We start from the raw sequence: 25,478 nt of genomic DNA on the forward strand, positions 1-25,478 counted from the left end.
GATGTTGGATACTAATCGGGTCCTACAGGAGGAGCCGAATGGACAAAGGTAAGGTCCTGCTCTCGGTGAGCGGATTCAGCCCGCAGCGCTGGCATGAGCTGTTGTCGGCGCGCCGCGACGTCGTGCTCGCGCCACAGGGACCGAACGATCCTTCGATCACCTATGCGGTTGTGTGGAAGCAGCCGCCCAACGTCCTGTCGGGCCTGCCGAACCTGAAGGCGATCTTCTCGATTGGCGCCGGCGTCGATCACATTTTGGCCGATCGTACCGTCCCAGACGTACCGATCGTGCGCGTCGTGGACGAGAATCTGGCGCAGCATATGACCGAATACGTCGTCTGGCGCGTCCTCGATCATCACCGCTTCGGCGGACTTTACCGGGCGCAGCAGAAGAAGAAGATCTGGCGTGAGCCGCCGCAGCGCACCGCCAGCGACATTGCTGTCGGCATCATGGGGCTCGGCAACCTCGGCCGCGCGGCGGCGCGCGCGCTGCTGGCCCTCGGTTTCCGCGTCAATGGCTGGAGCCGATCGGAACGTTCCGTGGACGGCGTGACGACCTTTGCCGGCAATGCCGGTTTGCGGCCGTTCCTCAACGCGACGGATATTCTGGTCGTGCTTTTGCCCTTCACCGCGGCGACGAAGGGTATCGTCGACTACGGTCTGCTGAAGGAACTGCGCAGGCGCAACGCGCTTGGCGGGGCGGTCCTGATCAATGCCGGGCGCGGCAAGCTGCAAAAGGACGACGACATCCTCCGCGCGTTGGAGGACGGCACGTTGAAGGAGGCGAGCCTCGATGTCTTCGAGGTCGAGCCGCTGCCGAAGACCAGCCCGTTGTGGGGCCACGCCAAGGTCTTCGTGACGCCTCATGCGGCGGCGACCTCCGACCCCAATTTCCTCGTGCCGCCGATGCTCGCTCAGATGGACGCGCATGATCGCGGCGAACCGTTGCGTGAACTGGTGGACCGGCAAGCCGGTTATTGAACCACGGTGGGAGCGGGGGACCGGCCGCTTCCTATCCTGCTCGCCGCCGGCTTGTCCGGCCGGTGGAACCCACCGGATCGTAGCGCCAGACACGGCGAGGCGAATGAACCCGACTGGACGCAACACGCGCCAGACCGGAAGTCAGCAGTCGGAACAGGGGATGCTCTGGCTCATGCGCGGGCGCAGATGATACGTCTCCGACATCTCGATGCCGTCGAAGGCGGCCGCGAGACCGAGCACCTCCTTCTGGTCCGCTGCCCAGGTGATCATCGGCTTGTAGGACAGTTCCGTCTCGACACGGATCAGGAACGATCCGGGTATGTTCAGAGCGGCCGGCACCGTCACCGCCGAGCCCGCAGCAAAAGGCTTGCTGTAGGTGCTGTCGTCCAGCTTGCCGGACCATGCGACCCGCACCTGGGAGTTCGGCTGCGGCGTGATCTCGATCGCGGTGGCGGTGATCACGGGTTTGCTGCGGTTGTAGGGCTGCATGATTGCTTCGCCGATTTCCATGATCGCCTTCAGATCGGCCTTGGTCATCGTGTCCTGCTGCGTGATCAGGTCGGCGACCATGCTGGCGGTACGGCTGACCTTTCGATTGCCGTCGATGCCCGACGACACTTCCAGCGTGACGAAATAGGCAGCCAGCATGAGCGGTGCGAGAAGCGCGAATTCGACCGCCGCTATGCCGCGCCTGTCCGACAGCAGCATCGCGAAACGAAGCCTTGTTGAAGCAACCATCCGGCCGACGGATACGCACCGTTTCGAAGCCTTCCAGTTCCGATTCATTGTCGGTTACTCCCGTCGGCTCAATTGAACGGCTCGTTCTTCCAGACGACTTCCGCGAAATGCAGCGTCTTGCCGTCCTTCAGGTTCGACATCGCAAGGCTCATGAAATCGGTCATGACCGGCCATTTGTAGAACACGCGAAGCATGTTGATCGTCTGGGCGGGACCCAATTCAACCTTGAAGCCGGCGGTGTCCAGGTCGTTGTCGGCGGTGAATTTCAACCTTACGTCTGCGGCCTCGGCAAACGTGTCGAATTTGCGCAGATCGACGACCAGCCCGGGACAATTGTTCTCCACGATGATCTTGATGCGATCACAGACCATCGTCTTGAGATCGGTCTCGTTGATCGTCCTGATCTGGCCGGTCCGAAACTGCCGCGCAATGTCGTCCGTGGCGTTGGTCAGTATCTGCGATCCGCCAAAAGAGATGCAGCTTTCGAGAATGGCGAAAACCATCAACGAGAATGGGATCGCCAGCATGGCGAATTCGATCGCCGTCGCACCGCGACTGTCATGCAGGAAGCGGCCGAGCAAGCTGCCCGGCCGGCTATTCGTGCGGATACTGTCATTGTGCGGAGCCGAGCCCATCGCATCCCTGCCCATGCGTTGTCATTGGAGGACACTAGCGCAAACCCGTTGAAGTCCGGTTTTGCCGATCGCTAAAATCGATGCGGATACGTTCATCACCGCGTAACCGGCGATGCGGCCGCAAACGGCTGCGTTGGCCGAAGCGGTCGCTCACGCAGTGCGGCCTCCGGGACTTTACTGGGCGGCGTTTGCTTCCTCTTCCGACAAGCGCTCGGCGGGAGACTTGTAGGAACTCTCGCAGAAAGGCGTGCAGGACATCGTCTGGATCTCCGCGCGCCTGTATACGCGCACGGAGGAGGCGGTCTGGCGGGCGACCGTGACCTGTTCGTCGACGATCGCGTTGCCCTCCTCGTCCAGCACGACCAGGTTGGTGACGCCGAAACCCTTGCCGGTCAGCACGACGGTCGTCGAATCCTGTACCGCCGCGTCGGCTATCCCCGGATTGCCAATCACGATGGTGTCGGCGGGGCGCGCCAGCTTGACGATCTTGGCCTGGTTCATCACCACCTCGATGCCGCCATCGGCCTGCGCGGGCAGCGCGGCGAAAGCGACAAGCGCTCCCAGCGCGCCGAGGATTGGCAGGGATTTCCCAGAAAAGGCCATCGGGCTCTCCAGACGATGCGGATTGTCAACCGAAAATGAACGATATTGGTGAACCAAGCGTTAAGCGCTGGACGAGATCGCAAGGCAGCGGAGTCCTGCCCTTTGAGGTGCACTCCGAATCGATGGCGGAAAAGCTTGGCTTGGCCTGAGTATTATAAAGTTTTACTAGAATTGAATATTTATCGCGCGATTAACCACGACATGCAAGGCGCAGGTGCAACAATTCGGTAAGGCTGTTTGTTAAGTGCATCGAAAGAGCTTCCTCGTAGATTGCGACCATCCGATCAACCACAAGAAAAGTTGACGGAAGTGCTGTAACACGTGGAGTAAGGATCTCACCCATGTCGAACCTGCTTTCCCGCTTCGTGAAGGACGAATCCGGCGCGACCGCCATCGAATACGGTCTGATCGCCGCTCTCATCGCTCTGGCCATCATTGTTGGCGCCGGCGCCCTCGGCAATAGCCTCAATGACAAGTTCGACGCGATCGCGACGAAGCTGAACGAGACCAACAACCCCTGAGCTTAGTCAGGCTTTCGCTCCTATCGGCGAAATGTTGGCGAGAGAGGCCGTTCCGCGAGAACGGCCTTTCTTGCTTGAGGCGACCGAAATTGCGTCTCTTCAATGAAGATGAAACCGTTCCTTGGCATATTGGCCCGGACCGTGACCGGTAGGCGCTCCGCTCAACATGCGATCATTTTGCAAGGTCGCGGGCGCGCGAACTCCTGTCGGGACTGTCGATCCTGAAGGCGACGCGCGGACATCTGCAACATCGAGGCGTTTCGACAGATGCTTGAAGCCCTTATATTCGTCGTGTTCCCATTCTGCATGGCTTTCGCGGCCATTTCCGACATGCTGTCCATGACCATCTCCAACCGCGTCGCGGTTGTCCTCGTCGCCACATTCGCGGTCGTGGCGCCCCTTACCGGCATGGAATGGACGACCTACGCCTGGCATTTCGCGGCATTCCTGGTTGTCCTGCTGGTCGGCTTCTCGCTCTTCGCGCTCGGCGGCATGGGCGGCGGCGACGCCAAGCTGCTGGCGGCCACGGCTCTCTACATGGGCCTTGGTCTTCAACTGGTGGAGTATCTGGTGATCTCGGCCTTCCTCGGCGGGTTGCTGACATTGGCCGTGATGGGCTTTCGCGGTTCGGCGCTGGCGGTCTTCACCGGGCACAACATGTTCCTAAGGAACTTTACCGACACCAAAAAGGGTATTCCTTACGGCATAGCGCTGGGCGCCGGAGGTTTACTGACTTATTCAAGCTCACCCCTGATGATTTGGGCGATGGACCGGCTTGCTGGTCAATGAAAGGCCGGAGGGAAAGGATTTCGGGGCGGCTTCGGCCGCCCTCTGCATTTTCCGACGAATGCTTATCGTCCCGCGTCGTTCGCTTTTCGGCACGAGAAACTTAAAATTAATCATGATTGTTCGCATTGCGTTAACCGTAATTTGACGATTGCCCCCGCATGGTCCGCCTTGGGTTTGAGGTACGCCAAGTGCGGGGTCAAAAGAGATGGCTGCATCGCGACTGATCATTCTCGGCGTGGCAGTGGCCGCGGCGGGTGGTGCGGGATATGTTGCGAAGAACATGACTGCTCCGCAGGAGCGGGTCGTGATCGATCAAGGGCCTCTGCAGCCTGTGGTCGAGACCACGCAGGTTCTCGTGGTAGCGGGCGATGTCCCGATGGGCGCCAATGTCGGCGAACAACTGTCCTGGCAGGAATGGCCGTCGGCAGGGGTGAACGAGAACTTCATCACACGCGACGCTGATCCTGAGGCGCTCGAGCAATTCAAGTCGGCAATCGCCCGTGTGCCGATCTACGCCGGTGAGCCCCTGCGCAAGTCGAAGCTGGTCGGCGAAGGCCAAAGCTTCATGTCGTCGATCCTGCCCTCCGGTTACAGGGCGATCGCCACGCAGATTTCGGCCGACACCTCGGCGGGCGGTTTCATCCTTCCGAACGACTATGTCGATGTCATCATGACTCGCCGTTCCGAAAACGGATCGGCGACCGGCTTCATCACCGAGACGATCCTGCAGAACATCAAGGTTCTGGCGATCGACCAGACGATTCAGGAAGACGAGGAAGGCAAGAAGGTCAAGGTCGGCGATACCGCGACGCTCGAGCTGACGCAACAGCAGGCGGAGATCATCACGGTTGCCCAGCAGATGGCCGACCGGCTGACGCTGGCGCTTCGCTCCGTCGCCGACGCGCAGCAGGCTTCCGACCAGGAGGCCGACTACCTCGTCACCGGCAGCGGCAAGCGCGGGACCATCCGGTTGATCAAGTCCGGCGAGGTCACCGAAGTGGGAGCGAAGAAATGAGCAGAAGAGGAGAGCCGGTGGCAACCGGACGCTATGTTCCCGTGGCCATACTCAGGAAGGCGACCTCGGTTGCGACCGCATGCGCCGTTCTGCTGGCCGGAACGGGCCTCGCCGGCATCGAGACGGCATTCGCCGGGTCCAACCTGGTCCAGGTAGGGCCGAGCCAGCGGGACAGCCAGCGCATCAATCTGGGCCTGAACAAGTCGATCGTCATAGACCTTCCCACCGATGCCTACGACATCCTCGTCGCGAATCCGGCGGTCGCCGACGCGGTGACCCGGACCGCGCGTCGCATCTACCTCTTCGGCAAGGCCGTGGGTGAGACCAACATCTTCGTCTTCGGCCCCAACGGCGAGCAGATCGCCAGCCTGGATCTGCAGATCGAGCGCGATGTCGCGGGCCTCGAAGAGTATATCAAGCGATTCATCCCGACATCGGATATCACGGTCGAATTGTTGAATGACAATGTGGTGCTGACGGGGACGGTGGAGACGCCACTGGATTCCAAGCGTGCCGCCGACCTCGCGAACATCTTCGTGACTGGCGGCGAGGCGACTACGGGTCAATATTCCCAGACCGCTTCCGGCGGTTCCAGCGACAGTGGCGTCGCCATCGACAATCCGGACCAGGAACGCCGGGTCAGCCAGATCGTCAATCTGCTGCAGATCATTGGCGAGGACCAGGTGACGCTGAAGGTTACCGTCGCCGAGGTGAGCCGCAACGTCTTCAAGCAACTGGGCGTGAACCTGATCGCGGGCGGCGACTCGAACGGCATCAGTTGGGGCGCCATCGCGGAAAACGCCTACGGCCTCGGCAAGCCGCTGTCGGCGACCGGCTTTGCCATCGGCGGCTCCGCCATCGATGCTTATGTCAATGCTATGGAACAGGCGGGCGTCATGAAAACGCTTGCCGAACCAACTCTGACCGCGGTGTCCGGCGAGAAGGCAACGTTCAAGGTCGGCGGCGAGTTCAACCTCGTCACCGGGCGATCCAGTGCGGTCTCGGACGAAAACCAGACCGGCCAGATCACCTACACGGTCGAGAAGTTGGAATACGGTATCGGCCTGGAGTTCATCCCGGTCGTCCTGTCGCCGGGCCGAATAAGCCTCAAGGTGAGAACCTCCGTTTCGGAACCCACGAACGAAGGCTCCGTCGCATTTGAGGGCGGTCCACCGGCCAAGAATGGCGGCTTCCTGAGCGGAATCCTCGAACCCCGCACCAATTTGCAGGGCACGAACATGCTGTCCATCCGCAAGCGCTTGGCCGATACGACCGTCGAACTGCCCTCGGGCGGCTCGATGATGATCGCCGGCCTGGTGCGCGACGATGTCCGTCAGGCGATCCAGGGGGTGCCCGGTCTCTCCAAGATACCGGTTCTCGGCGCCCTGTTCCGCAGCCGCGACTTCGTTCGCAACGAAACCGAGTTGGTTATCCTCATCACGCCTTATCTGACCAAGCCGGTGGCGCGTACCGCGCTCGCCAAGCCGGACGACAATTTCGATCCGGCAAGCGACGGCGCCGGCATGTTCCTCGGCCGCGTCAACCGCGTCTACGGCACCATGAAGACCAACAAGCCGAACGGCCGCTACCACGGCATGGTCGGGTTCATCTACAAGTGATCGGGAAACGGGCCATGATCGACAACATCACCGTGACGACGCCGGCGGCCAGGAGCCATCGCGCCCGTATCCTCGGCAAGCCGATGCTTGCCTTGACCGCAGCGGTTTCGGTCGTCCTGATGGCGGGTTGCGCGACCAAGACCGACAGCGTGACCGTCGGGGCGATACCCGACGACTATCGCACCAACCATCCGATCGTGATCGCCGAAAAGGAGCAGGTGATCGACCTGCCGGTGGGAGCGGGCGACCGCGGCATGACCAAGACGCAGCGCGTCGCGCTGGGCGGCTTCCTTGCCGACTACGACCGCAGCGCGGCGCCCGTCGTGACCATCCTGGTTCCGGCCGGTTCCTACAATGCCCATGCGGCGTCCCAGGCCGGCGCCGACTTCGCACAATTTGCCAAGCGGCGCGGCGTGCCTGCAAGCCGCATTGCGCTCGCTTCCTACCAGGCCACCTCGGCCGAGGTTTCGGCGCCCGTCCGCGTGACCTACACCGCGATGTCGGCGCAGACCAACAAGTGCGGACGCTGGCCCGAAGACATCGCCAACACGTACGAAAACAAGCACTACGCCAATTTCGGCTGCTCGTATCAGAACAACTTGGCTGCCCAGCTCGAGAATCCAGCCGACCTGCTTGGTCCGCGCAAGACGACCGAGGTTGATGCCGAGCGCCGCAACAACGTCATCGACGCCTATCGCAACGCGCCGGTCTTTGTCGACTCGGCTGTCCGCGAAGTCGACTACTGAGGCCAGCAGCGTAAGGGGTAACGCCGATGAGCAGTCTCGCCTACGATCCCGATATCAATGCCGAACATTCCTCGGAACGCCACGCTTCCGACATGTACGCGCTTCGCCCGGTCCCTCGGATCTCCATCCAGGCGTTCTGCGAGACCGACGGCATCGCGGTGCCGATCGAGCGCGCCGGCGAGGACCGGCGCATGGCCAAGGTGCATCTGAAGATGCACATGGGCGGCCTCGCCACGGCCGTCGAACTCTACCAAAGTGCTCCGACACCCAATCTGATCATCGTCGAATCGCGCAGTGAACCCCGCAAGTTGCTCGGTGATCTCGGGGAACTCGCAGAACTCTGCGATCCCAGCACGAAGGTCGTCGTCATCGGCCACTACAACGACGTCGCGCTCTACCGCGACCTGATCAAGGCCGGCGTCTCCGAATACATGGTGGCGCCGATCTCGCTGGCAGACATCGTCGGCGTGATCTCCAATATCTTTGTCGACCCGGAAGCAGATCCGATCGGCCGCTCGATCGCCTTCATTGGCGCCAAGGGCGGTGTCGGATCCTCGACCATCGCCCACAATGTTGCCTGGGCGATGTCGAACCTGTTCAGCTCCGAGGTGGTTGTCGCCGACATGGACCTCGCCTTCGGCACGGCCAACATCAATTTCGACCAGGATCCGGCCCAGGGCATGGCGGAGGCGGTTTTCTCCCCCGAGCGCATCGACGAGGTCTATCTCGACCGCCTGCTGGCCCAGTGCGCGGAGCGGCTGTCGCTGCTGGCGGCGCCCTCGACGCTGGACCGGGTCTACGACTTCGACGCCGACGCTTTCTCGCAGATCATCGAGACGGCGCAACGCAGCGCGCCGCTCCTGGTGCTCGACATGCCGCATCTATGGACCGGCTGGAGCAAGCAGACGCTCCTGCAGGCGGACGAGGTCGTCATCACCGCGACGCCCGAACTCGCCAATCTGCGCAACACCAAGAACCTCGTGGACATGTTGAGGAAGACGCGTCCCAACGATGCGCCGCCCAAGCTGATCATCAATCAGGCGGGCGTGCCCAAGCGGACCGAAATATCGGTCGCGGATTTCTCGGATCCTCTGGGCATCACGCCGATCAGCGTCATCCCCTTCGATCCGCAGCTTTTCGGCAATGCCGCCAACAACGGCCGCATGTTGGGCGAGATGGATGCCAAGCATCCGACGGTCCAGGCGATCAGCGAGATCGCCCACGTGCTGACCGGTCGCAGCGAAATCAAGTTGAAGGCCAAGCCCGGAATCTCCGGCATCCTCGGAAAACTGAAACTTAAGAAGAAAAAGTAACCCTTCCGCGGCGAGAAACGGCAGAAGATCATGTTCGGTAGACGAGGCAATGACGACGGTGGGCGGGCTAAGGCGGAATTCCGGCCGCCCGCGCCGGTGAGTGCGCCTCCCTCGTTCGGCGACACTGCCACCCTGCCGCCCCGGCAGGCCGAAGCGAAGCCAGCCGCGCCGGTAGCTCCCCCGCGCCGGGTGGAAACGCCTCCGCCGGCCGAGCCGCGCCGGCCCCAGCGCGAACGCAGCGAAAGCTACTATGACACCAAATCGCAGGTCTTCTCCGCGCTGATCGACACGATCGACCTGTCGCAGCTCGCCAAGCTGGACCCAGACAGCGCGCGCGAAGAGATCCGCGACATCGTCAACGACATCATCGCCATCAAGAACTTCGTGATGTCGATCGCCGAGCAGGAGGAGCTGCTCGAGGACATCTGCAACGACGTTCTCGGCTTCGGGCCGCTGGAGCCGCTGCTCGCCCGCGACGACATCGCCGATATCATGGTGAATGGTTCCAAGAACGTCTATATCGAGGTCAACGGCAAGGTCGAGCAGACCGGCATCCGCTTCCGCGACAACCAGCAGCTCCTGAACATCTGCCAGCGTATCGTTAGCCAGGTTGGCAGGCGCGTCGACGAATCGAGCCCGATCTGCGACGCGCGCCTGCCCGACGGCAGCCGCGTCAACGTTATTGCTCCGCCGCTCGCCATCGACGGCACGGCGCTCACCATCCGCAAATTTAAGAAGGACAAGCTGACGCTCGACCAGCTCGTCAAATACGGCTCGATCTCGCCGCAAGGCGCCGAAATCCTCAAGATCATCGGCCGTGTCCGCTGCAACATCGTCATCTCGGGAGGCACCGGCTCGGGCAAGACCACGCTGCTCAACTGCCTGACCAACTTCATCGACCGCGACGAGCGGGTCATCACCTGCGAGGACTCGGCGGAATTGCAGCTCCAGCAGCCGCATGTGGTTCGGCTGGAGACGCGCCCGCCCAATCTCGAGGGTGAAGGCCAGATCACGATGCGCGACCTGGTCAGGAACTGCCTGCGCATGCGTCCGGAGCGGATCATCGTCGGCGAGGTGCGCGGACCCGAAGTGTTCGACCTGTTGCAGGCGATGAACACCGGCCACGACGGCTCGATGGGCACTATCCACTCCAACAGCCCGCGCGAATGTCTCAACCGCATGGAATCGATGATCGCCATGGGCGGCTATTCGCTGCCGCAGAAGACGGTTCGCGAGATCATCGTCGGCTCAATCGACGTCATCATCCAGGCCGCGCGCCTGCGCGACGGTTCCCGCCGCATCACCCACATCACCGAGGTGATCGGCATGGAAGGCGACGTGATCATCACCCAGGATCTGGTCCTCTACAACATCAAGGGCGAGGACGCCTCGGGCCGGTTGATCGGCGAGCATGTCTCGACAGGTATCGGCCGGCCGCATTTCTGGGACCGCGCCCGCTATTTCGGCGAGGAACAGCGGCTGGCCACCGCGCTCGAGGCGATGGAAAAGCGGGCAGAATAGCGGGAAAGGGCCGCCATGTTCGGCTTGGATACGACGACACTGATTTTCATCGCCCTTGCCGGATTGAGTGCCGGCGCCGTGGCCTACGCCTTTCTTTTCAACCGCATCGCGGAGGAAAAGACCATCGACAGGCGTCTCGACACGGTGAAGAAGGCCGATACCGACCGGTCGGTAGTCAAGGCGTCGCGCGACCGGCAGGCGGAAGCCGCCAAGCGCCGCAAGTCGCTCCAGGATTCGTTGAAGGACCTCGACGCCAAGCAGAAGGCTCAGGATCACAACGTCAAGAAGCCGCCGATGCGCATCCAGCTCAAGCAGGCGGGCCTCAATGTTTCGCTCGAGCGGTTCTATTTGTACTCGGGGCTTTGCGGCATCGTTCTGACCGCCCTGGCCTTCGTCGCCGGGGCGCCTCTTCTGCTTCTGCCCGGCGTGCTGATCGTCGGCGTCCTGGGCCTTCCGCGCTGGTTCGTGACGTTCTGCCGGAAGCGGAGGGTCAAGGCCTTTCTCAACGAGTTTCCGAACGCGCTCGACATTATCGTGCGTGCCGTCAAGTCCGGCCTGCCGCTCAACGACGGCATTCGACTGATCGCAAGCGATTCGCCGGAACCGGTGAAGAGCGAATTCCGCCGCATCGTCGAATCGCAGCAGATCGGCATGTCCATTCCGGACGCGGCGATGCGCATGCCGGAGAGCATGCCTTGCCCGGAGGCGGGATTCTTCGGCATAGTCATTCAGATCCAGAGCCAGGCGGGTGGCAATCTCTCGGAGGCGCTGGGCAATCTCTCGCGAGTCCTGCGCGATCGCAAGAAGATGAAAGCCAAGGTGCAGGCGCTGTCGATGGAAGCCAAGGCTTCCGCGGCGATCATCGGCGCTCTCCCCTTCATTGTCGCGACGCTCGTCTATCTCTCCAGCCCGAACTACATCATGCCGCTGTTCACGACGACCACCGGCCACCTCATCCTCGGCGTTTCGGGATTGTGGATGTCGATTGGTATTTTCGTGATGCGGCAGATGATCAACTTCGAGGTCTAGCCAGAAATGAGCGAGCAAGTCGCCCGGACGCTTACCGATCCGTCGTTCCTGATCGCGCTGTTGGTTGGCATCGCTGTCTTCGCCACGGTCTTCACGGCGCTGCCGGCTCTGGGCGGCAATCCGCTGAAGGCGCGCATGAAGACCGTTGCCTTGGAGCGCGACGAACTGCGCGCCAAGCAGCGCGCCCGGCTCGCCGCCGAAGCGGAACGACGCCGCAAGGGCTTGCGCGAGGAACAGTCCGTCGGCATGCGCAATATCGTCGACAGGCTCGACCTGCGACGGGCATTGGTTGACGAGGGCACGCTCAACAAGCTGAAGGTCGCGGGCTTTCGCGGCCAGAACCCGCTGACGAAATTTCTGTTTTTCCGGCTCGTTCTGCCTTTCGTCTTCCTGGCCGCTGCGCTGGTTTACCTCTTCTTGCTCGGCGGACTGCCCGAACAGCCCACCCTCATCAAGCTGTTCGTGGCGGTGGTGTTCGGCTATGCCGGCTTCTACGCACCGGTGCTCTATGTCAGCAACCGCGCCACCAAGCGCAAGCAGTCCATCCAGCGCGCCTGGCCCGATGCACTCGACCTCATGCTGATCTGCGTGGAGTCGGGCATGTCGGTGGAAGCGGCGATGAAGCGCGTCGCCGAAGAGATCGGCGCGCAGTCGGTCGAACTCGCCGAAGAGCTGATCCTGACCAACGCCGAGCTTTCCTATCTCCAGGAGCGGCGCCAGGCCTTCGAGAATCTGGCCAGCCGCACCGGGTTGGAGACGGTCAAGTCCGTCACCCAGGCACTCGTCCAGGCTGAGCGCTACGGAACGCCGGTCGCCCACGCGCTCAGGGTTCTGGCGGCCGAAAGCCGCGACATGCGCATGAACGAGGCGGAAAAGAAGGCGGCCGCGCTGCCGCCGAAGCTGACGGTGCCGATGATCCTGTTCTTCCTGCCGGTGCTGTTTGCCATCATCCTCGGGCCGGCCGGCATCCAGGTCAGCGAACGCGGCATATGGGGCGACAAGCAGTCCTCGTCCAGCAACTGAGCTGCTGCGGCGCCGTCCCGTCTGTTCTTCCGGGCAGCCATCGCTTAGAGGGGACGGATGTCCGTCTGGCCGATCTATCTGCTCATTTCATTGGGGCTGGTGCTCAACGTTCTATCCGTGACGAGCGTCGTGCTTCGGCTGCGGCGGCTGCAGAAACCCCGGTCCGAGAAACGGGCCACCGCGACCGTCATCCTGCCCATCACCGGGTTTTCGCCGAATCTCGAGACGCTGATCGGCGCGCTGAACGCGCAGACCCTGCAGCCGCGGCGCCTCATCATCACGGTCGAATCGCAGCTTGACCCGGCCTGGCGCCGTGCGACCGCGATGGCATCGCTGGCGCGATTCCCGATCGAGGTCGTCGTGGCCGGCGAGGCTTCGCACCAGGCGCAGAAATGCCGCAACCAGCAGGCCGCCCTTGCCCGCATCGATGCAAAGGACGATGCGATCGTCCTGATGGACAACGACATCGTGCCACAGTCCTGGTGGCTGAGCGCCCTTGTATCCCCCCTCAGGGACGGTCATTCCGATCTGGTCACCGGCCATCGCTGGCAACGTGTGGAACGGCACCGGCTGGGGGCGCATCTGGTCGCGGCCATCGACCGTGCGCTGACCTTGATGCCGCGCCCCGGTTGGGCTTCGACCAGCGTCGTCTGGGGCGGCAGCGTCGGCATATCGCGCGATGCCGCCAGGAGGATGGACCTCGCAGGTAGCCTGGAGCGGACGTTGTCCGACGATCTTTCGCTGGCAGAGCATGCCGAGGCGGCAGGCCTGCGCACGCTGACGCGCGGCGCCCTGCTGATTCCCTCGCCGACCGCGCTCGACCTGCCCTCGGCATGGCGCTTCGCGGTGCGCCAGTACCGGATCGGCCACATCTATCGGCCGTGGCTGTGGCGGCTGGCGGTGCTCTGCATCGGCCTACGGCTCGCCGCTTGGGTGGCGGCTTTTTTCCTGATACTGAACGGAAACATGTTTGCGGTCTGGGCGGCCATCGCCATGGCGGCTCTTGCGATCCTGAAGCAATATCTGGTCGGTGAGGTAGCGCGCGGCATCGACATGCCGGATCCATTGCCTGTGAGGGCCGCGCAGCTAGCGCTTGGGCTTGCGCAGCCGCTGGCCGACATGTTCCATTTCGCAGTGCTTGTCGCCGCCGCGTCGACCCGGCGGGTCACCTGGGGCCATGTCACCTACGAGATCGCCGGCCCCTATGCGGTCGAAGTGAAGGAACGCCTGCCATTCTCCGCCTCCTGAACCTCCTGTTCGCAACGCTTGGCCGGCTGCCCTATGCGTCAAGGCTGGTCAGCCGGGCGTTCCCGGACCCGATGCGTTTCGTCGCCGGCAAGCCGCTCGAGCGCTGGCTGCTGGTCATGGACCTGCCGCACCGCAAGCTCGCCTTGGCTAACGATCCCAAGACCGTCGAAACGGTCATGCTCGACCGCAAGGGGGAGTTCCCGAAAAGCGCTGTCGTTCATGACCTGCTCCGTCCTCTGATCGGCGGCGGCGTTTTTGGCCAGCCGGGTGGCGCGCAGGTGAAGGAAACGCGCCGCATCTTCTCGCGCTCGCTGGCGACGATCCCCGACGGGCTGGTCGGCGAGGTGACGGAGGCGATCACAACGGAATATATCGACCGCTGGCTGACCACGGCGGAACGGAAGGTGGCGATCAGCGAGGAGTTGTCGCGGCTCACCGTTGACGTTGTCTCGCAATGCACGCTCGGAAACCGCTTCAATGCCGACGAGTCGGTGCGCTTCACCCGCCTGTTCTTCGCTTTCCACCAGAAGGCGACGCCGCTGGTGCTCATGCTCGCCCGCCGCGATCCGAAAGTGCGTGCCGGCATTGTCAAGGAAATGGGCATCGACAAGATCGGCGCCGAAATGCGGATGCTGATGCGCGAGCGGTTCGTCCGCCCGCTGGTGACCGGCGCCCAGCCGCTGGAGAGCGCGCCCTTCGCGCAGGCGCTTGCCGAGGCCGGCCGTTTCAAGACGGGCGCCGACGGTGAGGAAGCGCTGCTGGACGAGATCGCGGTGATGCTGTTGGCGGGCCATGAAACCACGGCATCGACGCTTTCTTGGCTGGCCTTCGAGCTTGCCGGGCGCGTGGCGATGCAGGACGAGGCCGCGCGCGCGATCGTCGATGCACCCGCCGGCAAGGGAATCTGGAAGGAAAGCCCGCCGCAGGCGGTGGCCGATTCGCTTGCCAAGGAGGCGCTACGGCTGTATCCGCCGATTGGGTTCTTCCTGCGCGAGACCGAACAGGACGTTACCTTCCGCCAGAAGGCGATCCCGGCCGGCAGCTTCTTCGTGATCGCGCCATGGACGCTGCACCGGCACCGGCAACTGTGGCGTGGCCCGGACAATTTCCAGCCGCAACGCTGGCTCGAGGACACGCCGCCGCCCGCCCGCACCAGCTACATGCCGTTCGGCATGGGCGCCCGCGGCTGCCCCGGCATGCGTTTTGCGACGGTCGAGATGGCAGTCATCCTGCGTGGACTTCTCACCCGCACTCGGTTATCGCTGCTGCCCGGAACCCCGCCGAAGCCGCTCGGCAATCTTACGTCGCGGCCGGACCGGGAAATTGTGTTGAGCGTCACGGAGCGCCGCGACTAACGCGGGCCGCGCGCCGGACTGCAAAGAGGCCAGTGAATGGCGCAAATCGAATCGAGCCGTGCTGCCGTTTCCGACGGCAAGCCGCTGCCGCCCTGCCCGATCACCGGAAAGCCGGCAGCAAGGCGCATCCACGGCGTTTCGGCCCGCACCATCGAGGATATCTGGCGGATCGGGCAGGGCGTCGACGTGACGGCGCTGTTCAAGGGCGTCGACCGGGTGACACTTTACGAGTCGCCCACCGGGCTGGTGTTCTTCGAGCCGCGCATCGTCGGCGACGGGCATTTCTACGAGACGTACTATGAAAAGTGGGACGTGCATGCCGGGCTGAACAATGTCTCGCATTCGCGCGTCGACTACAAACATTCCGCCGGCGTGATCCCGCCGGGCGCAAAAGTGATCGACGTCGGCTGCGGGCCGGCGGTCTTCCGCCACCATCTGCCGCACGCCCATTACACCGGGCTCGACCCCTATGCGGGCGACGACGTCGACGATGTGGTGATCCGCGAGACGCTCGACGAGCATGCGAGGAAGCGGCCGGGGTCCTACGACGTCGCGACCGCCTTCCACGTCATCGAGCACGTTCCCGATCCGCGCCGTCATGCCGAGTTGATGGTCGAGCTGCTGCGCCCGGGCGGCCTGCTGATCCTCGCCGCACCGCTGCATCCCTCGCCGCTGACCGAGATCCCCAACCTGCCGATCAACATTCCGCCGCATCACGTGACCTGGTGGAATCCGGGCGCGTTCAGGGCGCTGGCCGGCGAGTTGGGGCTGGATGTCGTCGAGGCGACCACGCTCGATCCCTCGCCACACCAGAGCGTCATCTACTGGCTGCACCGGCTGCTGCCGGTGCGCACCGGCAAGCCGCCGAACGAGCGCTATGTCGCGCATCGCTGGAGCTGGCACGCCAGCACCATGATCGCCTATGCGCTGGCCAAGGTGATGAGCCGCATCAAGCCGCTGCCGGCCAAGGCCCGTCCGGTCGATGCCTATCTGGTGGCGAGGAAGCCGAAATAGGGCAGTAGGGCAGTAGGGCAGTAGGGCAGTAGGGCAGTAGGGCAGTAGGGCAGTAGGGCAGTAGGGCAGTAGGTTTAGTCGTTCGAAAGCTTTCGGATCAGAAGCCGCAGCAGTTTTCCGACGCTTTCACTGCTGGTCAGCAAGGAGCGATTCCCTCACGCGATGCGATACCTATGCGTTGCGCGATCAACAAATGCGTCTCCAGTTCCTTTAGCGACCCCTGCGCGATTCTAAGGAATTGTTGATAGGAGCCAACATTTTCACGGCCGTAGCCTTCGGCGATGTTGGCGGGAACGGAGGTGGCCGCCCTGCGAGCCTGACTGGTCAGCCCAAAGAGTTCGTCCCTCGGCCAAGTTCTTTTCATTTCGTACACGGCTACGGCCAAATCCATTGCCTGCTGCCAGACAACAAGATCCCTGTACGAATCGATCTTCTCGGGCATTCTCTCCCTACTGCCCTACTGCCCTACTGCCCTACTGCCCTACTGCCCTACTGCCCTACTGCCCTACTGCCCTACTGCCTTACCGCCTTCTTCTTGTCCTCCGCCTTCAACTGCTTCCAGGCGTTCTGCTGCGAGAGCATGCCGCGCAGATAGGCGACGTTGGCCTGCGCCTGTTCCGGCGAAAGCTCCTGGCTGGCGATCTGCTCGGCCTCGTCGAAGCGGCCCTGCAGCCCGACCACGAGGGCGAGGTTCTGGCGCACGCGGCTGTCGGCGGCCGGTGATTCCACGGCGCGGCGCAGATAGGTCTCAGCGGTCTTGAGGTCGCCGTCGAGGATATAGGACATGCCGAGGTTGGACAGCACGGACGGCTCGTTCGGCTGCATGTCCAGCGCCTTGCGGTAGGCCTCGCGCGCCTGCTGTTTCTCGCCGATCTGGTCGAGGATTGCGCCTTCGGCGGACAAAAGCTTCCAGTCGGGATATTCGGGCGTCTGCGCCCTGCGGATCGCATCGAGCGCCGGCTCGAACTGTCCAACGCCGGCCAGCGCCTTGCCATAGGCCGCCAGCACGACGCGGTCCTTGGGATGGTCGATCACCGTCTTGCGCATGACCGCCAGCGCCTGGTCCGAATGACCCTGGATCTGCAGCACGTTGGCGTAGCGGAGCGCGACATTCTTGTTGCGCGTATCCCGCGCATAGGCCTTGCCCAGCGAGGCCGCGGCGCCAGGAAGCTCGCTTGAGGAAAGCTGGTCGACCGGTTTTCCGGAAGACCGCGACACGGAACCGGTGGTCTCGCGCGACACGCCGCCCGCGCACCCCGCGGCGCCTGCCGCCAGTGCGAGAACGATCGCCACGCTGGCGATGCGCGTCCAGTTCGCGCCCGACCGGACGCCTGTCGGAACTGAAGTCTTCATTGATGCGATGGCCCCCGGACCCCTTGTCATCCCTGTGAGAAATATTCTGTTAACCCTAACGGATCGTTAAGCGCGGAGGCCTTGGCGACCCGGATTGAATGGGTTGTGGCTGCCCGGCAACTCCGCGCCGATCCGTTGGCCCGTGCTGCTGCTCTTGAGGTAAGGCCAATCCGACGCCAAGAGATCCGGTGGGAAGACAAACGCCTTGCGCTGCACCATTTTTCCTTTGTATGCTACTGCCTTGGGGATGGCGGGTGACTGATCCTTTGCTCACGCAGGAGGTGCTCCCCCATGCCGACCGTCGAGTTTCAATTTCACTATGCGGATATCGGGAACGGCCAGATAACGAACCTTGCAGGTAACGACTCCGATCCGAGTACCGTCTACACGATTACCTTCGACGGCCAGCTTGAGAGCGGCGACCTGGTAACGCTCACCTACCCGAACGGCGCCACCGATCAGCTCCAGTATTTTGGCCTGAACGACAACGGCGAACCGGGTTTTGTCCTGCCCGGCAACCCGCAAGGGGCAACGGATGCGCATCTTATCCTGTCCAATACGCAGTTCGACAACGGCGATCCGTTCCCGACCGGCTACGATCCGACGGAACCGTTCGTCTGTTTCCTTGCCGGCACGATGATCGCGACGCCGACGGGCGGGACGGTGGTGGAAAGCCTTTCGATCGGCGATCTGGTGATGACAGCCGATGGTCGCGCCGTTCCCGTGAAATGGCTCGGGCGGCAGACCATCGTGGCGCTGTTCGGCATTAACGAAAGCCGCCAGCCGGTCAGCATCGCCGCCGGCGCGTTGGGAGAAGGGCTTCCCGAACGCGAATTGCGGCTCACCGCGACCCATGCGCTGCTGATCGATGGGGTGCTCGTGCATGCCGGGGCACTGGTCAACGGCACGTCGATCCAACGCATTGCGCCGGCCGAACTCGGCGAACGTTTTGTCGTCTATCACATCGAGACGGAAAACCATGAGGTCGTGCTGGCGGAAGGAATGCCAGCCGAAACCTTCATCGACAACGTCACGCGGACCCACTTCGACAATTATGCGGAGTATGAGGCGCTCTATGGCCCGGCGCCGGCGGCGATGGAAGAGTTGCGGCAGCCTCGGGCGATGAGCCATCGGCAGGTTCCCGCCGCGATCCGCGCCCGCATCGCTGCGGCCGCTGCCGCGCTGCTGCCGGCACGGAGCGAAGTGGCGTAATCGGAACGCGCGACGGTCATCGAGCGGCGCCTCTCCGGTGCCGCTCGTCCGTCTCGTGGGAAGCTGCTGGTGCGGATTCAAGCCGTGGGACTGTCGTAGTGACGGAACGGTGAAGCGGGCCGGCCGTCGCAGATCGGACGTGCGCGCGCGATCGAGCAAGCCACGACCCGCCGGCCGACAATCGTTCGACCGGCCAGCCCTGTCCCTTGAAGACCAGGCCGGAGCGCTTCGCGGGAGGCGCCGCACCGGCCAACTCCCGAAATCACGGCGAGCAGAAGGATCGCAATTGTGGCCGCGGCTTGCGGCTGCCTCTTCCGGCATTTCGCGGGTCCGCTCCTCTCTTTCCCGGCGGAAATATTCTGTTAACCGTAACGGGTCGCAAACGTCCGCCAATTTTGGAAATGCCGCATGCCCGTCGAACTGCTCGAACGCCGCCCGAAAAATTCCCGCCCGGTCCGGCTGGTCACCACCGCCGGTTTTGGCGCGATGGCGCTGCCGGCCGGAACCCGCGCCTGGGCGGAGGCCAACGGATTTTCGGGAGAGGCGGGCCGGCTGCTCGTCGTTCCTGACGCGACAGGCGGCATAATGGAGGCCCTGTTCGGCCTTGGCGGTGGACAGGAAGGGGCGCTGGCCGCCGGCGCACTGGCGAAAACCTTGCCGGAAGGCGACTGGCATTTTGCCGAGGAGCCGGAGGATGCGACCCTTGCCATTCTCGGGCTGGTGCTCGGCGGCTATGCCTTCACCCGTTACGGCAAGAAACCCGGCAAGGCGATCCGCTTCACCATGCCGAAGGGCGCTGACGCCGGTGCGGTCGGACGCGCCGCCGAGGGCGTCTTTCTCGCCCGCGACCTGATCAACACGCCGACCAACGACATGGGCCCGCGGGCGCTGGAGCAGGCAGCGCGCGACCTCGCCAAGGCGCACAAGGCGCGTTTTTCGGTGATGGCCGGCGACAAGCTGTTGGACGAAAATTTCCCGATGATCCACGCGGTCGGGCGCGCCTCCACCGAGGCACCTCGCCTGATCGACTTCTCCTGGGGGCGCAAGACGGCGCCCAAGGTGACGCTGGTCGGCAAGGGCGTATGCTTCGACACCGGCGGCCTCGACATCAAGCCGGCGAGCGGCATGCTCTTGATGAAGAAGGACATGGGCGGGGCGGCCAACGTGCTCGGCCTCGCCTCGATGGTCATGTCGGCCGGGCTCGACGTCAGGCTCCGCGTGCTGATCCCGGCGGTCGAGAACGCGATTTCCGGCAACGCCTTCCGGCCCGGCGACGTGCTGACGAGCCGCAAGGGATTGACCGTCGAGATCGGCAACACCGATGCGGAAGGCCGGCTGATCCTGGCGGATGCGTTGGCGCTTGCCGACGAGGAGGCGCCGGACCTTCTGATCGACATGGCGACGCTGACCGGCGCGGCGCGGGTGGCGCTCGGCCCCGACCTGCCGCCCTTTTATACTGCCGACGATGCGCTTGCGGACCAGATCATGCAGGCGTCGGCCGCCGTCGAGGACCCGCTGTGGCGCATGCCGCTGTGGAACCCCTACGCGACAAAACTGTCGTCCAAGATCGCCGACATCAACAATGTCACCACGGACGGCTTCGCCGGTTCGATCACCGCGGCCCTGTTCCTGCAGCGTTTTGTCGAGAAGGCGAAGAACTGGGTGCATTTCGATATTTTCGGGTGGAACCCGTCGGACCGGCCGCAAGGCCCGACCGGCGGCGAGGCCCAGGCGATCCGGGCGTTGGAAAGGGTGATTGCCGAACGCTACGGCAAGTAGAGAGAAGCCGGGCGACGGTCTGCTTCCATCCGCCTGCGCAAGCCCGCCGTGGCTGCGGCCATTCCGTGGGTAGAAGCAAACTGTCCCCTGCATGCAACCGTCCCCGTCGCCACGCTGCGAAAATTCGCCCTGGCCGTTGAACTCCCTGCCTCGGAGGGAGAAGTCGGGAAGACGGGCGGCCGTTCGATCGCTCATCTAGTAAATAATCTGCGACCTTGCGGCCGCCCGTCCGGCGCGTGCTTTTGCCGTCCCGTTCCGCTACGATCAACCACCGCCTTACGGCTTTCACCTGCGATTAAGTTGCGTACTGGCAGACATACTCCAGGTTGTGTATGTGGGAACTCTTGGGACAGCCCCCGGCCTTCGCGGCCACGTTAGCCGCTCTCTCCAGGACGCCGGCTCCTCCCCGCAAACCACCGTCATGATCGGCGTCCCCGCGGGAGAAACTGCGCAAAAGTATGCGCGTGGTTTTGGGGAGGGGGATAAGATTTTGTCCGCCGACGTTTTTTCGCAAGGGACGGGAAAGGCGGGTTCAGCAAAAGCAACGGCTTGGCGCTGCTTGCTAGCCGGCAATCGAGAAAATTTTCTCGATGAGGAGAAAAGCCATCCCCCTTTTTCGACCGCGCGGCAAACCTTCGCGGACACCTGATTGCATCCGCGCGATGCAACGTCATAACGCTTCCGGAACAATTATCTGGCAAAGAAGGCAAATGTCGATCGCCCTGCGTCCGAGCCAGTCCCTGCGCCTGTGGCAGCAGGTCGCCTTGTCGGAGGTTCAGGCGGGCATGGCGGACCTGTCGATGCGGCAGATGGCGATCCTGCTCACCGTCTATCTCGACCCGCCGCCGCATACGGTGCGTGGGCTGGCCGGGCAACTCGGTGTGACCAAACCGGTGATCACCCGCGCGCTGGACACCATGGGCGCACTGAAACTGGTCGGCCGCCAGCGCGACGAAAAAGACCGCCGCAACGTTCTGGTGCGCCGCACGGTCGAGGGCGCGCTCTATGTCGAGCGGTTCGGCGATGTTATCATCGCGCGTGCCAGGGAGCTTCCGATTTGACCATCCGCGACAAACGCCTGCATGCCTACCGGCCCGATCTCGCCGACCTGCGCCTGCAAGGCGAGGTGGAGGCCGAGCGTTTTGTCGAGGGCCGCGCCGGGCGGATCGCGGCGTCGGTCGCCGACATGCGCGCCGCGCCGCGGCCTGACTCCGGCGTGAACACCCAACTGCTGCGCGGCGCCTCGGTCACCGTGTTCGAGGAGGCGGAAGGTTTTGCCTGGGTGCAGGCCGCGGACGACGGCTATGTGGGTTATGTGGCCGACAGCGACCTTGGTCCGTGCGACCCCGCGCCTACCCACAAGGTCGCAGCGCCGCGCACCTTCGTCTATCCCGGCCCGGATTTGAGGCTGCCGCGCAGCGGGGCCTTGTCGATGGGAGCATCCGTCGCGATTGTCGGCCATGCGGAAACGCGCGGCACGCTCTACGCGCTGCTGGCGTCGGGCGAGGCGATCATTGCCGCGCATCTGTGCCCCGCCGACGCGGTCGCCGCCGACTATGTCGCGGTCGCGGAGTTGCTGATCAACACGCCCTATCTGTGGGGCGGCGTCTCCGGCTTCGGCATCGACTGCTCCGGCCTGGTGCAGCTCGCCCTGCGCATGGCCGGCCGGCAGGTTCTGCGCGATTCCGATATGCAGGCGGCCGGGCTCGGCGTGCCGGTCGACCCCGGCCCGACTTTCGGGAACCTGCGGCGCGGCGACCTCGTCTTCTGGAAGGGCCATGTAGCGATCATGACCGATGCGCAGACGATGATCCACGCCAACGGCCACACCATGCTGGTGTCGCGCGAGGGGCTGAAGGAAGCGATCGACCGCATCGGCTATCTTTATGGCGGGCCGACGGGGTTTCGCCGGCCTTGAGCGGGATTGATTGCGTCCTTCGCGGCGAGCCTCGAAGGACGCACTCAAACCGAAGCTAAGGCAATCGCGCCAGCCGCTCGGTCAGCAGCGTGTAGAAACCCTCGTGGTCGACATGGCGCATGTAGGTGGCGTTCTTCTCGCGTTTGGTCACACCCCACCAGTCCGCGACGGTCATGCCCATGGTGAGTTCGGAAGCCGTCTCGATCGAAACGTTGATGAAGCGGCCCTTGAACAGCTCCGGCTTGAGCAGATAGGCGATCACGCAAGGATCGTGCAGCGGCCCACCATCGGTGCCGTATTTGTCCTCGTCGAAGCGCTCGAAGAACTCCAGCAGTTCCGCCGTGGCGACGCCCACCCTGGTGCCGAGCGCGCGCAGGGCGGCGATGCGTTTTGCCGTGGTCAGCGCCTGGTGGGTGACGTCGAGCGGCATCATGACGATCGGCGCGCCGCATTTCATGACGATGTCGGCGGCGTGCGGGTCGACATAGATGTTGAACTCGGCGGTCGGGGTGACATTGCCGCCCTCGAACAGGCCGCCGCCCATCAGCACGATCTCCTGGATGCGCGGCGCAATGCGCGGCTCGCGCGAGATCGCCAGCGCGATGTTGGTCAGCGGCCCGAGCGGGCAGAGCGTGACGGTCGCCGGCTGCTCGCGCATGATCGTCTCGATGATGAAGTCGACGGCGTGCTGTTCTTGCAGTTTCATCGTCGGCTCAGGCAGATCGGGGCCGTTGAGGCCGGTCTTGCCATGCACCTCCTCGGCCGTCACCAACTGGCGCACCAGCGGCCTGACCGCGCCGGCGAACACCTTCGTGTCGGGCTTGCCGGCAAGCTCGCAGATCTTCATGGCGTTCTTTTCGGTGAGGTGGAGCGGCACGTTGCCGGCGACGGCCGTGAGGCCGAGCACGTCCAGTTCGGGACTGGCCAGCGCCAGCAGGATGGCGACGGCGTCGTCCTGGCCGGGGTCGGTGTCGATGATGATCTTGCGCTTGTCGGACATTTCGCTTCCTTGGATAGGGCTTTTTATGAAGGCTTGAAGTCGGCCGCGGCGCGAACCATATCCAGATCGACGGGAAAAATGCCACCTGGATTTTTCCCTGATATGTCGCTCGATGAGGACAAAGTGCCATGAGCCGGATGCCGCCATTCTCGAGCCCGCTACTATTGGGGTTCGATGCGATGGAGAAGACGATCGAACGTCTCGCGAAGTCCGGCGACAGCTATCCGCCCTACAACATCGAGCGAATCGGAGCGGTTGCGGGCAGCCCGGAGCGGTTGCGCATCACGCTGGCCGTCGCGGGTTTCTGCGAGGAAGACCTCGAAGTGACCACCGAGGAAAGCCAGTTGGTGGTGCGCGGCAGGCAGCGGGACGACACGGAGCGCGACTACATCCACCGCGGCATCGCGGCACGCCAGTTCCAGCGCACATTCGTGCTGGCCGACGGCATGCGGGTGATCGCGGCGGAACTGAAGAACGGGCTTCTGGCGATAGACCTGGACCGGCCCCAGCCCGAAAGGCTGGTACGGAAAATAAACATTTCGGTGAAAGACTGATTGTCGACTCGTTCGCAATTCGCCGGAACCGAAAGCTCTAAAGCGGGTTGGTCATGTGGACGCCCCGCGACAAGGAGGCTGAAATGACGAGCACAGACACCAGACCGGTCGTGAGCCAGGCCGATCTCGCCCATCTCGGCGAAGGCACCGTGGCTTACCTGCGCGAAATGGGCTCGGAGGAGCTGAAGGGCAAGTTTCCGGGGCTTCCCGAAATCCAGCCCGGCCTGAAACTGTGGGCGCTGTTTGCCGCCGACGGCCGGCCGATCCTGCTTTCGGACGAGCGCGACCGGGCGCTTGCGGGTGCTCTGGAGAACGATCTCGTTCCCGTCGCTTTGCACTGAAGATCCCAGACGACAACGGGCGGCTCGCGCCGCCCGCCTCGATCGATTTCCCGTAAAATCAAGCCGCGTGCGACGTTGGTGCCGATGCCAGCAGCGCATGGATGGCGCTGGCGTCGCGGGTGCCGCGCACCTTTGCCACGGTATCGCCGTCCCGCAGCACGCGTGCGATGCGCGATAGCGCCTTGAGATGATCCGCGCCGGCGCCCTCCGGCGCCAGAAGCAGGAAGACAAGGTCGACCGGCTGGTCGTCCAGCGCCTCGAAATCGACCGGCTGCTCCAGCCGCGCGAACACGCCGGTGATCTGCTTGACCCCCGCCAGCTTGCCGTGCGGAATGGCGATGCCGTTGCCGACGCCGGTCGATCCCAGTCGCTCGCGTTGCAGGATGGTATCGAAAATCTCACGCTCGGGAATATGCGTGATCGCCGCCGCCCGCTCGGCCAGAAGTTGTAGGAGCTGCTTCTTCGAATTCGCCTTCAGGGCCGGCAGGATGGCCGGCACCTGAACCAGATCACTGAGATCCATGCCAAATACCTCTTGTAGCCCGGACCGGCCGCGTGGAGCGTCCTGGCCGGGTATCCCCCGTTTCAACCCTGAGCTGATCTCGTCGTCGACGGATCGATCCAGCCGATGTTGCCGTCCGGTCGGCGGTAGACGATGTTGACGTGATCGTTGCCTGCATTGCGGAAAACGAAGACCGGGCTTTCCTTGGTGTCGAGTTCGACCACGGCGGAGGCGACGGTCATGGTCTTCAGCGCCATGGTCGATTCGGCGACGATGGCCGGCGAATAGTCGTCTGCGACCTCGATCTCGTCATCGTCGGCGAGCGCCTCCATGACCGTATAGGCCACGTCGGTCTCCTTGCCGTTGCCGCTGCGCGACTTCAACCGGCGCTTGTAGCGGCGCATGCGTTTTTCGAGACGCTCGGCCGCGCCGTCGAATGCGATGATCGGGTCCTGGGCGTCGCTGGTCGCCTGCAGCGCCGCGCCGCTGTCGAGGTGGATCATGCAGTCCGCGGTGAAGCGGGAGCCGGACTTGGCGACAGTGACATGTCCGGCAAATCCTCCGTCGAAATATTTGTCGATCGTCTCGCCGATGCGTGCTTCGATACGGGAGCGGAACGCATCGCCGATATCCATGTGCTTTCCTGAGATACGCAGGCTCATGAGATCGC

The 25,478-nt window shown here is 63.6% G+C and carries 27 protein-coding genes and 1 pseudogene; 20 read left to right on the plus strand and 8 right to left on the minus strand.

Features of this window, described 5'->3' with window-relative positions; all coding sequences use genetic code 11:
* Positions 1-38: 38 nt before the first annotated feature.
* Positions 39-980 carry a glyoxylate/hydroxypyruvate reductase A gene (locus RB623_RS16985; RefSeq protein ID WP_308058089.1) on the plus strand — a complete coding sequence of 314 codons (942 nt, stop codon included), beginning with the start codon at positions 39-41 and terminating at the stop codon, positions 978-980.
* A 141-nt stretch (positions 981-1,121) separates the two neighbouring features.
* Here RB623_RS16985 and RB623_RS16990 read toward each other — a convergent pair whose 3' ends face one another.
* The 3 genes from RB623_RS16990 to RB623_RS17000 form a co-directional block, all read right to left on the minus strand.
* Positions 1,122-1,688 carry a pilus assembly protein gene (locus RB623_RS16990; RefSeq protein ID WP_308058090.1) on the minus strand — a complete coding sequence of 189 codons (567 nt, stop codon included), beginning with the start codon at positions 1,686-1,688 and terminating at the stop codon, positions 1,122-1,124.
* A 98-nt stretch (positions 1,689-1,786) separates the two neighbouring features.
* Positions 1,787-2,368, minus strand: coding sequence for a pilus assembly protein (locus tag RB623_RS16995; RefSeq protein WP_308058091.1), 582 nt, complete (start codon positions 2,366-2,368; stop codon positions 1,787-1,789).
* A gap of 159 nt (positions 2,369-2,527) precedes the next feature.
* The gene (locus tag RB623_RS17000) at positions 2,528-2,956 is read right to left on the minus strand and encodes a pilus assembly protein N-terminal domain-containing protein (RefSeq protein ID WP_308058092.1); all 429 of its coding nucleotides are present in this window, start codon (positions 2,954-2,956) and stop codon (positions 2,528-2,530) included.
* Between the two features lie 341 nt (positions 2,957-3,297).
* On the opposite strand from RB623_RS17000, the gene RB623_RS17005 reads away from it, so the two are divergent.
* From RB623_RS17005 to RB623_RS17060, 12 genes are all read left to right on the plus strand, one after another.
* A complete protein-coding gene (locus RB623_RS17005) occupies positions 3,298-3,477 on the plus strand; it encodes a Flp family type IVb pilin (protein WP_308058093.1) in 180 nt (59 codons plus the stop codon).
* A 267-nt stretch (positions 3,478-3,744) separates the two neighbouring features.
* Complete coding sequence (locus tag RB623_RS17010) at positions 3,745-4,266, plus strand: prepilin peptidase (protein ID WP_308058094.1); 522 nt, start codon at positions 3,745-3,747, stop codon at positions 4,264-4,266.
* A 205-nt stretch (positions 4,267-4,471) separates the two neighbouring features.
* On the plus strand, positions 4,472-5,281 hold the full coding sequence (gene cpaB / locus RB623_RS17015; protein ID WP_308058095.1) for a Flp pilus assembly protein CpaB: 810 nt from the start codon (positions 4,472-4,474) through the stop codon (positions 5,279-5,281).
* Positions 5,278-6,900, plus strand: coding sequence for a type II and III secretion system protein family protein (locus tag RB623_RS17020; RefSeq protein ID WP_308058096.1), 1,623 nt, complete (start codon positions 5,278-5,280; stop codon positions 6,898-6,900). The genes cpaB and RB623_RS17020 overlap by 4 nt, the downstream gene beginning before the upstream one ends.
* A gap of 14 nt (positions 6,901-6,914) precedes the next feature.
* A complete protein-coding gene (locus RB623_RS17025; protein WP_308058097.1) occupies positions 6,915-7,646 on the plus strand; it encodes a CpaD family pilus assembly protein in 732 nt (243 codons plus the stop codon).
* A gap of 26 nt (positions 7,647-7,672) precedes the next feature.
* Positions 7,673-8,959: a CpaE family protein gene (locus tag RB623_RS17030; protein ID WP_308058098.1), complete on the plus strand. Its 1,287-nt coding sequence runs from the start codon at positions 7,673-7,675 to the stop codon at positions 8,957-8,959.
* 30 nt (positions 8,960-8,989) lie between these two features.
* A complete protein-coding gene (locus tag RB623_RS17035) occupies positions 8,990-10,480 on the plus strand; it encodes a CpaF family protein (protein ID WP_308058099.1) in 1,491 nt (496 codons plus the stop codon).
* Between the two features lie 15 nt (positions 10,481-10,495).
* Positions 10,496-11,509: a type II secretion system F family protein gene (locus tag RB623_RS17040; RefSeq protein WP_308058100.1), complete on the plus strand. Its 1,014-nt coding sequence runs from the start codon at positions 10,496-10,498 to the stop codon at positions 11,507-11,509.
* 6 nt (positions 11,510-11,515) lie between these two features.
* A complete protein-coding gene (locus RB623_RS17045; protein WP_308058101.1) occupies positions 11,516-12,532 on the plus strand; it encodes a type II secretion system F family protein in 1,017 nt (338 codons plus the stop codon).
* A gap of 57 nt (positions 12,533-12,589) precedes the next feature.
* Positions 12,590-13,780: a glycosyltransferase family 2 protein gene (locus tag RB623_RS17050; RefSeq protein WP_308058102.1), complete on the plus strand. Its 1,191-nt coding sequence runs from the start codon at positions 12,590-12,592 to the stop codon at positions 13,778-13,780.
* A gap of 71 nt (positions 13,781-13,851) precedes the next feature.
* A complete protein-coding gene (locus tag RB623_RS17055; RefSeq protein WP_308058103.1) occupies positions 13,852-15,135 on the plus strand; it encodes a cytochrome P450 in 1,284 nt (427 codons plus the stop codon).
* A 36-nt stretch (positions 15,136-15,171) separates the two neighbouring features.
* The gene (locus RB623_RS17060; protein WP_308058104.1) at positions 15,172-16,149 is read left to right on the plus strand and encodes a class I SAM-dependent methyltransferase; all 978 of its coding nucleotides are present in this window, start codon (positions 15,172-15,174) and stop codon (positions 16,147-16,149) included.
* 74 nt (positions 16,150-16,223) lie between these two features.
* On the opposite strand, the pseudogene RB623_RS17065 reads toward RB623_RS17060, so the two are convergent.
* A pseudogene (locus tag RB623_RS17065) lies at positions 16,224-16,591 on the minus strand (four helix bundle protein).
* 71 nt (positions 16,592-16,662) lie between these two features.
* On the minus strand, positions 16,663-17,502 hold the full coding sequence (locus tag RB623_RS17070) for a tetratricopeptide repeat protein (RefSeq protein WP_308058105.1): 840 nt from the start codon (positions 17,500-17,502) through the stop codon (positions 16,663-16,665).
* Positions 17,503-17,793: 291 nt separating this feature from the next.
* Here RB623_RS17070 and RB623_RS17075 point away from each other — a divergent pair, with 291 nt between their 5' ends.
* The 5 genes from RB623_RS17075 (at position 17,794) to RB623_RS17095 (ending at position 22,411) form a co-directional block, all read left to right on the plus strand.
* On the plus strand, positions 17,794-18,714 hold the full coding sequence (locus tag RB623_RS17075; protein WP_308058106.1) for a Hint domain-containing protein: 921 nt from the start codon (positions 17,794-17,796) through the stop codon (positions 18,712-18,714).
* Between the two features lie 408 nt (positions 18,715-19,122).
* Positions 19,123-20,493, plus strand: a complete 1,371-nt coding sequence (locus RB623_RS17080; RefSeq protein ID WP_308058107.1) for a leucyl aminopeptidase family protein — start codon at positions 19,123-19,125, stop codon at positions 20,491-20,493.
* Positions 20,494-20,914: 421 nt separating this feature from the next.
* Positions 20,915-21,142 (plus strand): hypothetical protein, encoded by a 228-nt coding sequence (locus RB623_RS17085; protein ID WP_308058108.1) that lies wholly within the window; start codon positions 20,915-20,917, stop codon positions 21,140-21,142.
* Between the two features lie 61 nt (positions 21,143-21,203).
* The gene (locus RB623_RS17090) at positions 21,204-21,554 is read left to right on the plus strand and encodes a MarR family winged helix-turn-helix transcriptional regulator (protein WP_308058109.1); all 351 of its coding nucleotides are present in this window, start codon (positions 21,204-21,206) and stop codon (positions 21,552-21,554) included.
* Positions 21,551-22,411, plus strand: a complete 861-nt coding sequence (locus tag RB623_RS17095; RefSeq protein WP_308058110.1) for an NlpC/P60 family protein — start codon at positions 21,551-21,553, stop codon at positions 22,409-22,411. The genes RB623_RS17090 and RB623_RS17095 overlap by 4 nt, the downstream gene beginning before the upstream one ends.
* Before the next feature lie 55 nt (positions 22,412-22,466).
* Here RB623_RS17095 and RB623_RS17100 read toward each other — a convergent pair whose 3' ends face one another.
* Entirely contained in the window at positions 22,467-23,411 is a 945-nt protein-coding gene (locus tag RB623_RS17100; RefSeq protein WP_308058111.1) for a nucleoside hydrolase, read from the minus strand.
* 128 nt (positions 23,412-23,539) lie between these two features.
* On the opposite strand from RB623_RS17100, the gene RB623_RS17105 reads away from it, so the two are divergent.
* The gene (locus RB623_RS17105; RefSeq protein WP_308058112.1) at positions 23,540-23,965 is read left to right on the plus strand and encodes an Hsp20 family protein; all 426 of its coding nucleotides are present in this window, start codon (positions 23,540-23,542) and stop codon (positions 23,963-23,965) included.
* Positions 23,966-24,048: 83 nt separating this feature from the next.
* Positions 24,049-24,306, plus strand: a complete 258-nt coding sequence (locus RB623_RS17110; RefSeq protein ID WP_308058113.1) for a DUF1150 family protein — start codon at positions 24,049-24,051, stop codon at positions 24,304-24,306.
* Positions 24,307-24,364: 58 nt separating this feature from the next.
* Here the strand turns inward: RB623_RS17110 and ptsN are convergent, their stop codons facing one another.
* Together ptsN and hpf are read right to left on the minus strand one after the other, a co-directional pair.
* Positions 24,365-24,829, minus strand: a complete 465-nt coding sequence (gene ptsN, locus RB623_RS17115; protein ID WP_308058114.1) for a PTS IIA-like nitrogen regulatory protein PtsN — start codon at positions 24,827-24,829, stop codon at positions 24,365-24,367.
* Between the two features lie 62 nt (positions 24,830-24,891).
* The gene (gene hpf, locus RB623_RS17120) at positions 24,892-25,470 is read right to left on the minus strand and encodes a ribosome hibernation-promoting factor, HPF/YfiA family (RefSeq protein ID WP_308058115.1); all 579 of its coding nucleotides are present in this window, start codon (positions 25,468-25,470) and stop codon (positions 24,892-24,894) included.
* Positions 25,471-25,478: the final 8 nt, after the last annotated feature.

Source organism: Mesorhizobium sp. LHD-90 (assembly GCF_030929505.1).
Classification (GTDB): domain Bacteria; phylum Pseudomonadota; class Alphaproteobacteria; order Rhizobiales; family Rhizobiaceae; genus Kumtagia.

Excerpts from the sequence above, each read along its gene's own strand:
- RB623_RS16985 (WP_308058089.1), top strand. The coding sequence starts at position 39 with ATGGACAAAGGTAAGGTCCTGCTCTCGGTGAGCGGATTCAGCCCGCAG.
- RB623_RS16990 (WP_308058090.1), bottom strand. The coding sequence starts at position 1,688 with ATGCTGCTGTCGGACAGGCGCGGCATAGCGGCGGTCGAATTCGCGCTT.
- RB623_RS16995 (WP_308058091.1), bottom strand. The coding sequence starts at position 2,368 with ATGGGCAGGGATGCGATGGGCTCGGCTCCGCACAATGACAGTATCCGC.
- RB623_RS17000 (WP_308058092.1), bottom strand. The coding sequence starts at position 2,956 with ATGGCCTTTTCTGGGAAATCCCTGCCAATCCTCGGCGCGCTGGGAGCG.
- RB623_RS17005 (WP_308058093.1), top strand. The coding sequence starts at position 3,298 with ATGTCGAACCTGCTTTCCCGCTTCGTGAAGGACGAATCCGGCGCGACC.
- RB623_RS17010 (WP_308058094.1), top strand. The coding sequence starts at position 3,745 with ATGCTTGAAGCCCTTATATTCGTCGTGTTCCCATTCTGCATGGCTTTC.
- cpaB (WP_308058095.1), top strand. The coding sequence starts at position 4,472 with ATGGCTGCATCGCGACTGATCATTCTCGGCGTGGCAGTGGCCGCGGCG.
- RB623_RS17020 (WP_308058096.1), top strand. The coding sequence starts at position 5,278 with ATGAGCAGAAGAGGAGAGCCGGTGGCAACCGGACGCTATGTTCCCGTG.
- RB623_RS17025 (WP_308058097.1), top strand. The coding sequence starts at position 6,915 with ATGATCGACAACATCACCGTGACGACGCCGGCGGCCAGGAGCCATCGC.
- RB623_RS17030 (WP_308058098.1), top strand. The coding sequence starts at position 7,673 with ATGAGCAGTCTCGCCTACGATCCCGATATCAATGCCGAACATTCCTCG.
- RB623_RS17035 (WP_308058099.1), top strand. The coding sequence starts at position 8,990 with ATGTTCGGTAGACGAGGCAATGACGACGGTGGGCGGGCTAAGGCGGAA.
- RB623_RS17040 (WP_308058100.1), top strand. The coding sequence starts at position 10,496 with ATGTTCGGCTTGGATACGACGACACTGATTTTCATCGCCCTTGCCGGA.
- RB623_RS17045 (WP_308058101.1), top strand. The coding sequence starts at position 11,516 with ATGAGCGAGCAAGTCGCCCGGACGCTTACCGATCCGTCGTTCCTGATC.
- RB623_RS17050 (WP_308058102.1), top strand. The coding sequence starts at position 12,590 with ATGTCCGTCTGGCCGATCTATCTGCTCATTTCATTGGGGCTGGTGCTC.
- RB623_RS17055 (WP_308058103.1), top strand. The coding sequence starts at position 13,852 with ATGCGTTTCGTCGCCGGCAAGCCGCTCGAGCGCTGGCTGCTGGTCATG.
- RB623_RS17060 (WP_308058104.1), top strand. The coding sequence starts at position 15,172 with ATGGCGCAAATCGAATCGAGCCGTGCTGCCGTTTCCGACGGCAAGCCG.
- RB623_RS17070 (WP_308058105.1), bottom strand. The coding sequence starts at position 17,502 with ATGAAGACTTCAGTTCCGACAGGCGTCCGGTCGGGCGCGAACTGGACG.
- RB623_RS17075 (WP_308058106.1), top strand. The coding sequence starts at position 17,794 with ATGCCGACCGTCGAGTTTCAATTTCACTATGCGGATATCGGGAACGGC.
- RB623_RS17080 (WP_308058107.1), top strand. The coding sequence starts at position 19,123 with ATGCCCGTCGAACTGCTCGAACGCCGCCCGAAAAATTCCCGCCCGGTC.
- RB623_RS17085 (WP_308058108.1), top strand. The coding sequence starts at position 20,915 with ATGATCGGCGTCCCCGCGGGAGAAACTGCGCAAAAGTATGCGCGTGGT.
- RB623_RS17090 (WP_308058109.1), top strand. The coding sequence starts at position 21,204 with ATGTCGATCGCCCTGCGTCCGAGCCAGTCCCTGCGCCTGTGGCAGCAG.
- RB623_RS17100 (WP_308058111.1), bottom strand. The coding sequence starts at position 23,411 with ATGTCCGACAAGCGCAAGATCATCATCGACACCGACCCCGGCCAGGAC.
- RB623_RS17105 (WP_308058112.1), top strand. The coding sequence starts at position 23,540 with ATGAGCCGGATGCCGCCATTCTCGAGCCCGCTACTATTGGGGTTCGAT.
- RB623_RS17110 (WP_308058113.1), top strand. The coding sequence starts at position 24,049 with ATGACGAGCACAGACACCAGACCGGTCGTGAGCCAGGCCGATCTCGCC.
- ptsN (WP_308058114.1), bottom strand. The coding sequence starts at position 24,829 with ATGGATCTCAGTGATCTGGTTCAGGTGCCGGCCATCCTGCCGGCCCTG.
- hpf (WP_308058115.1), bottom strand. The coding sequence starts at position 25,470 with ATGAGCCTGCGTATCTCAGGAAAGCACATGGATATCGGCGATGCGTTC.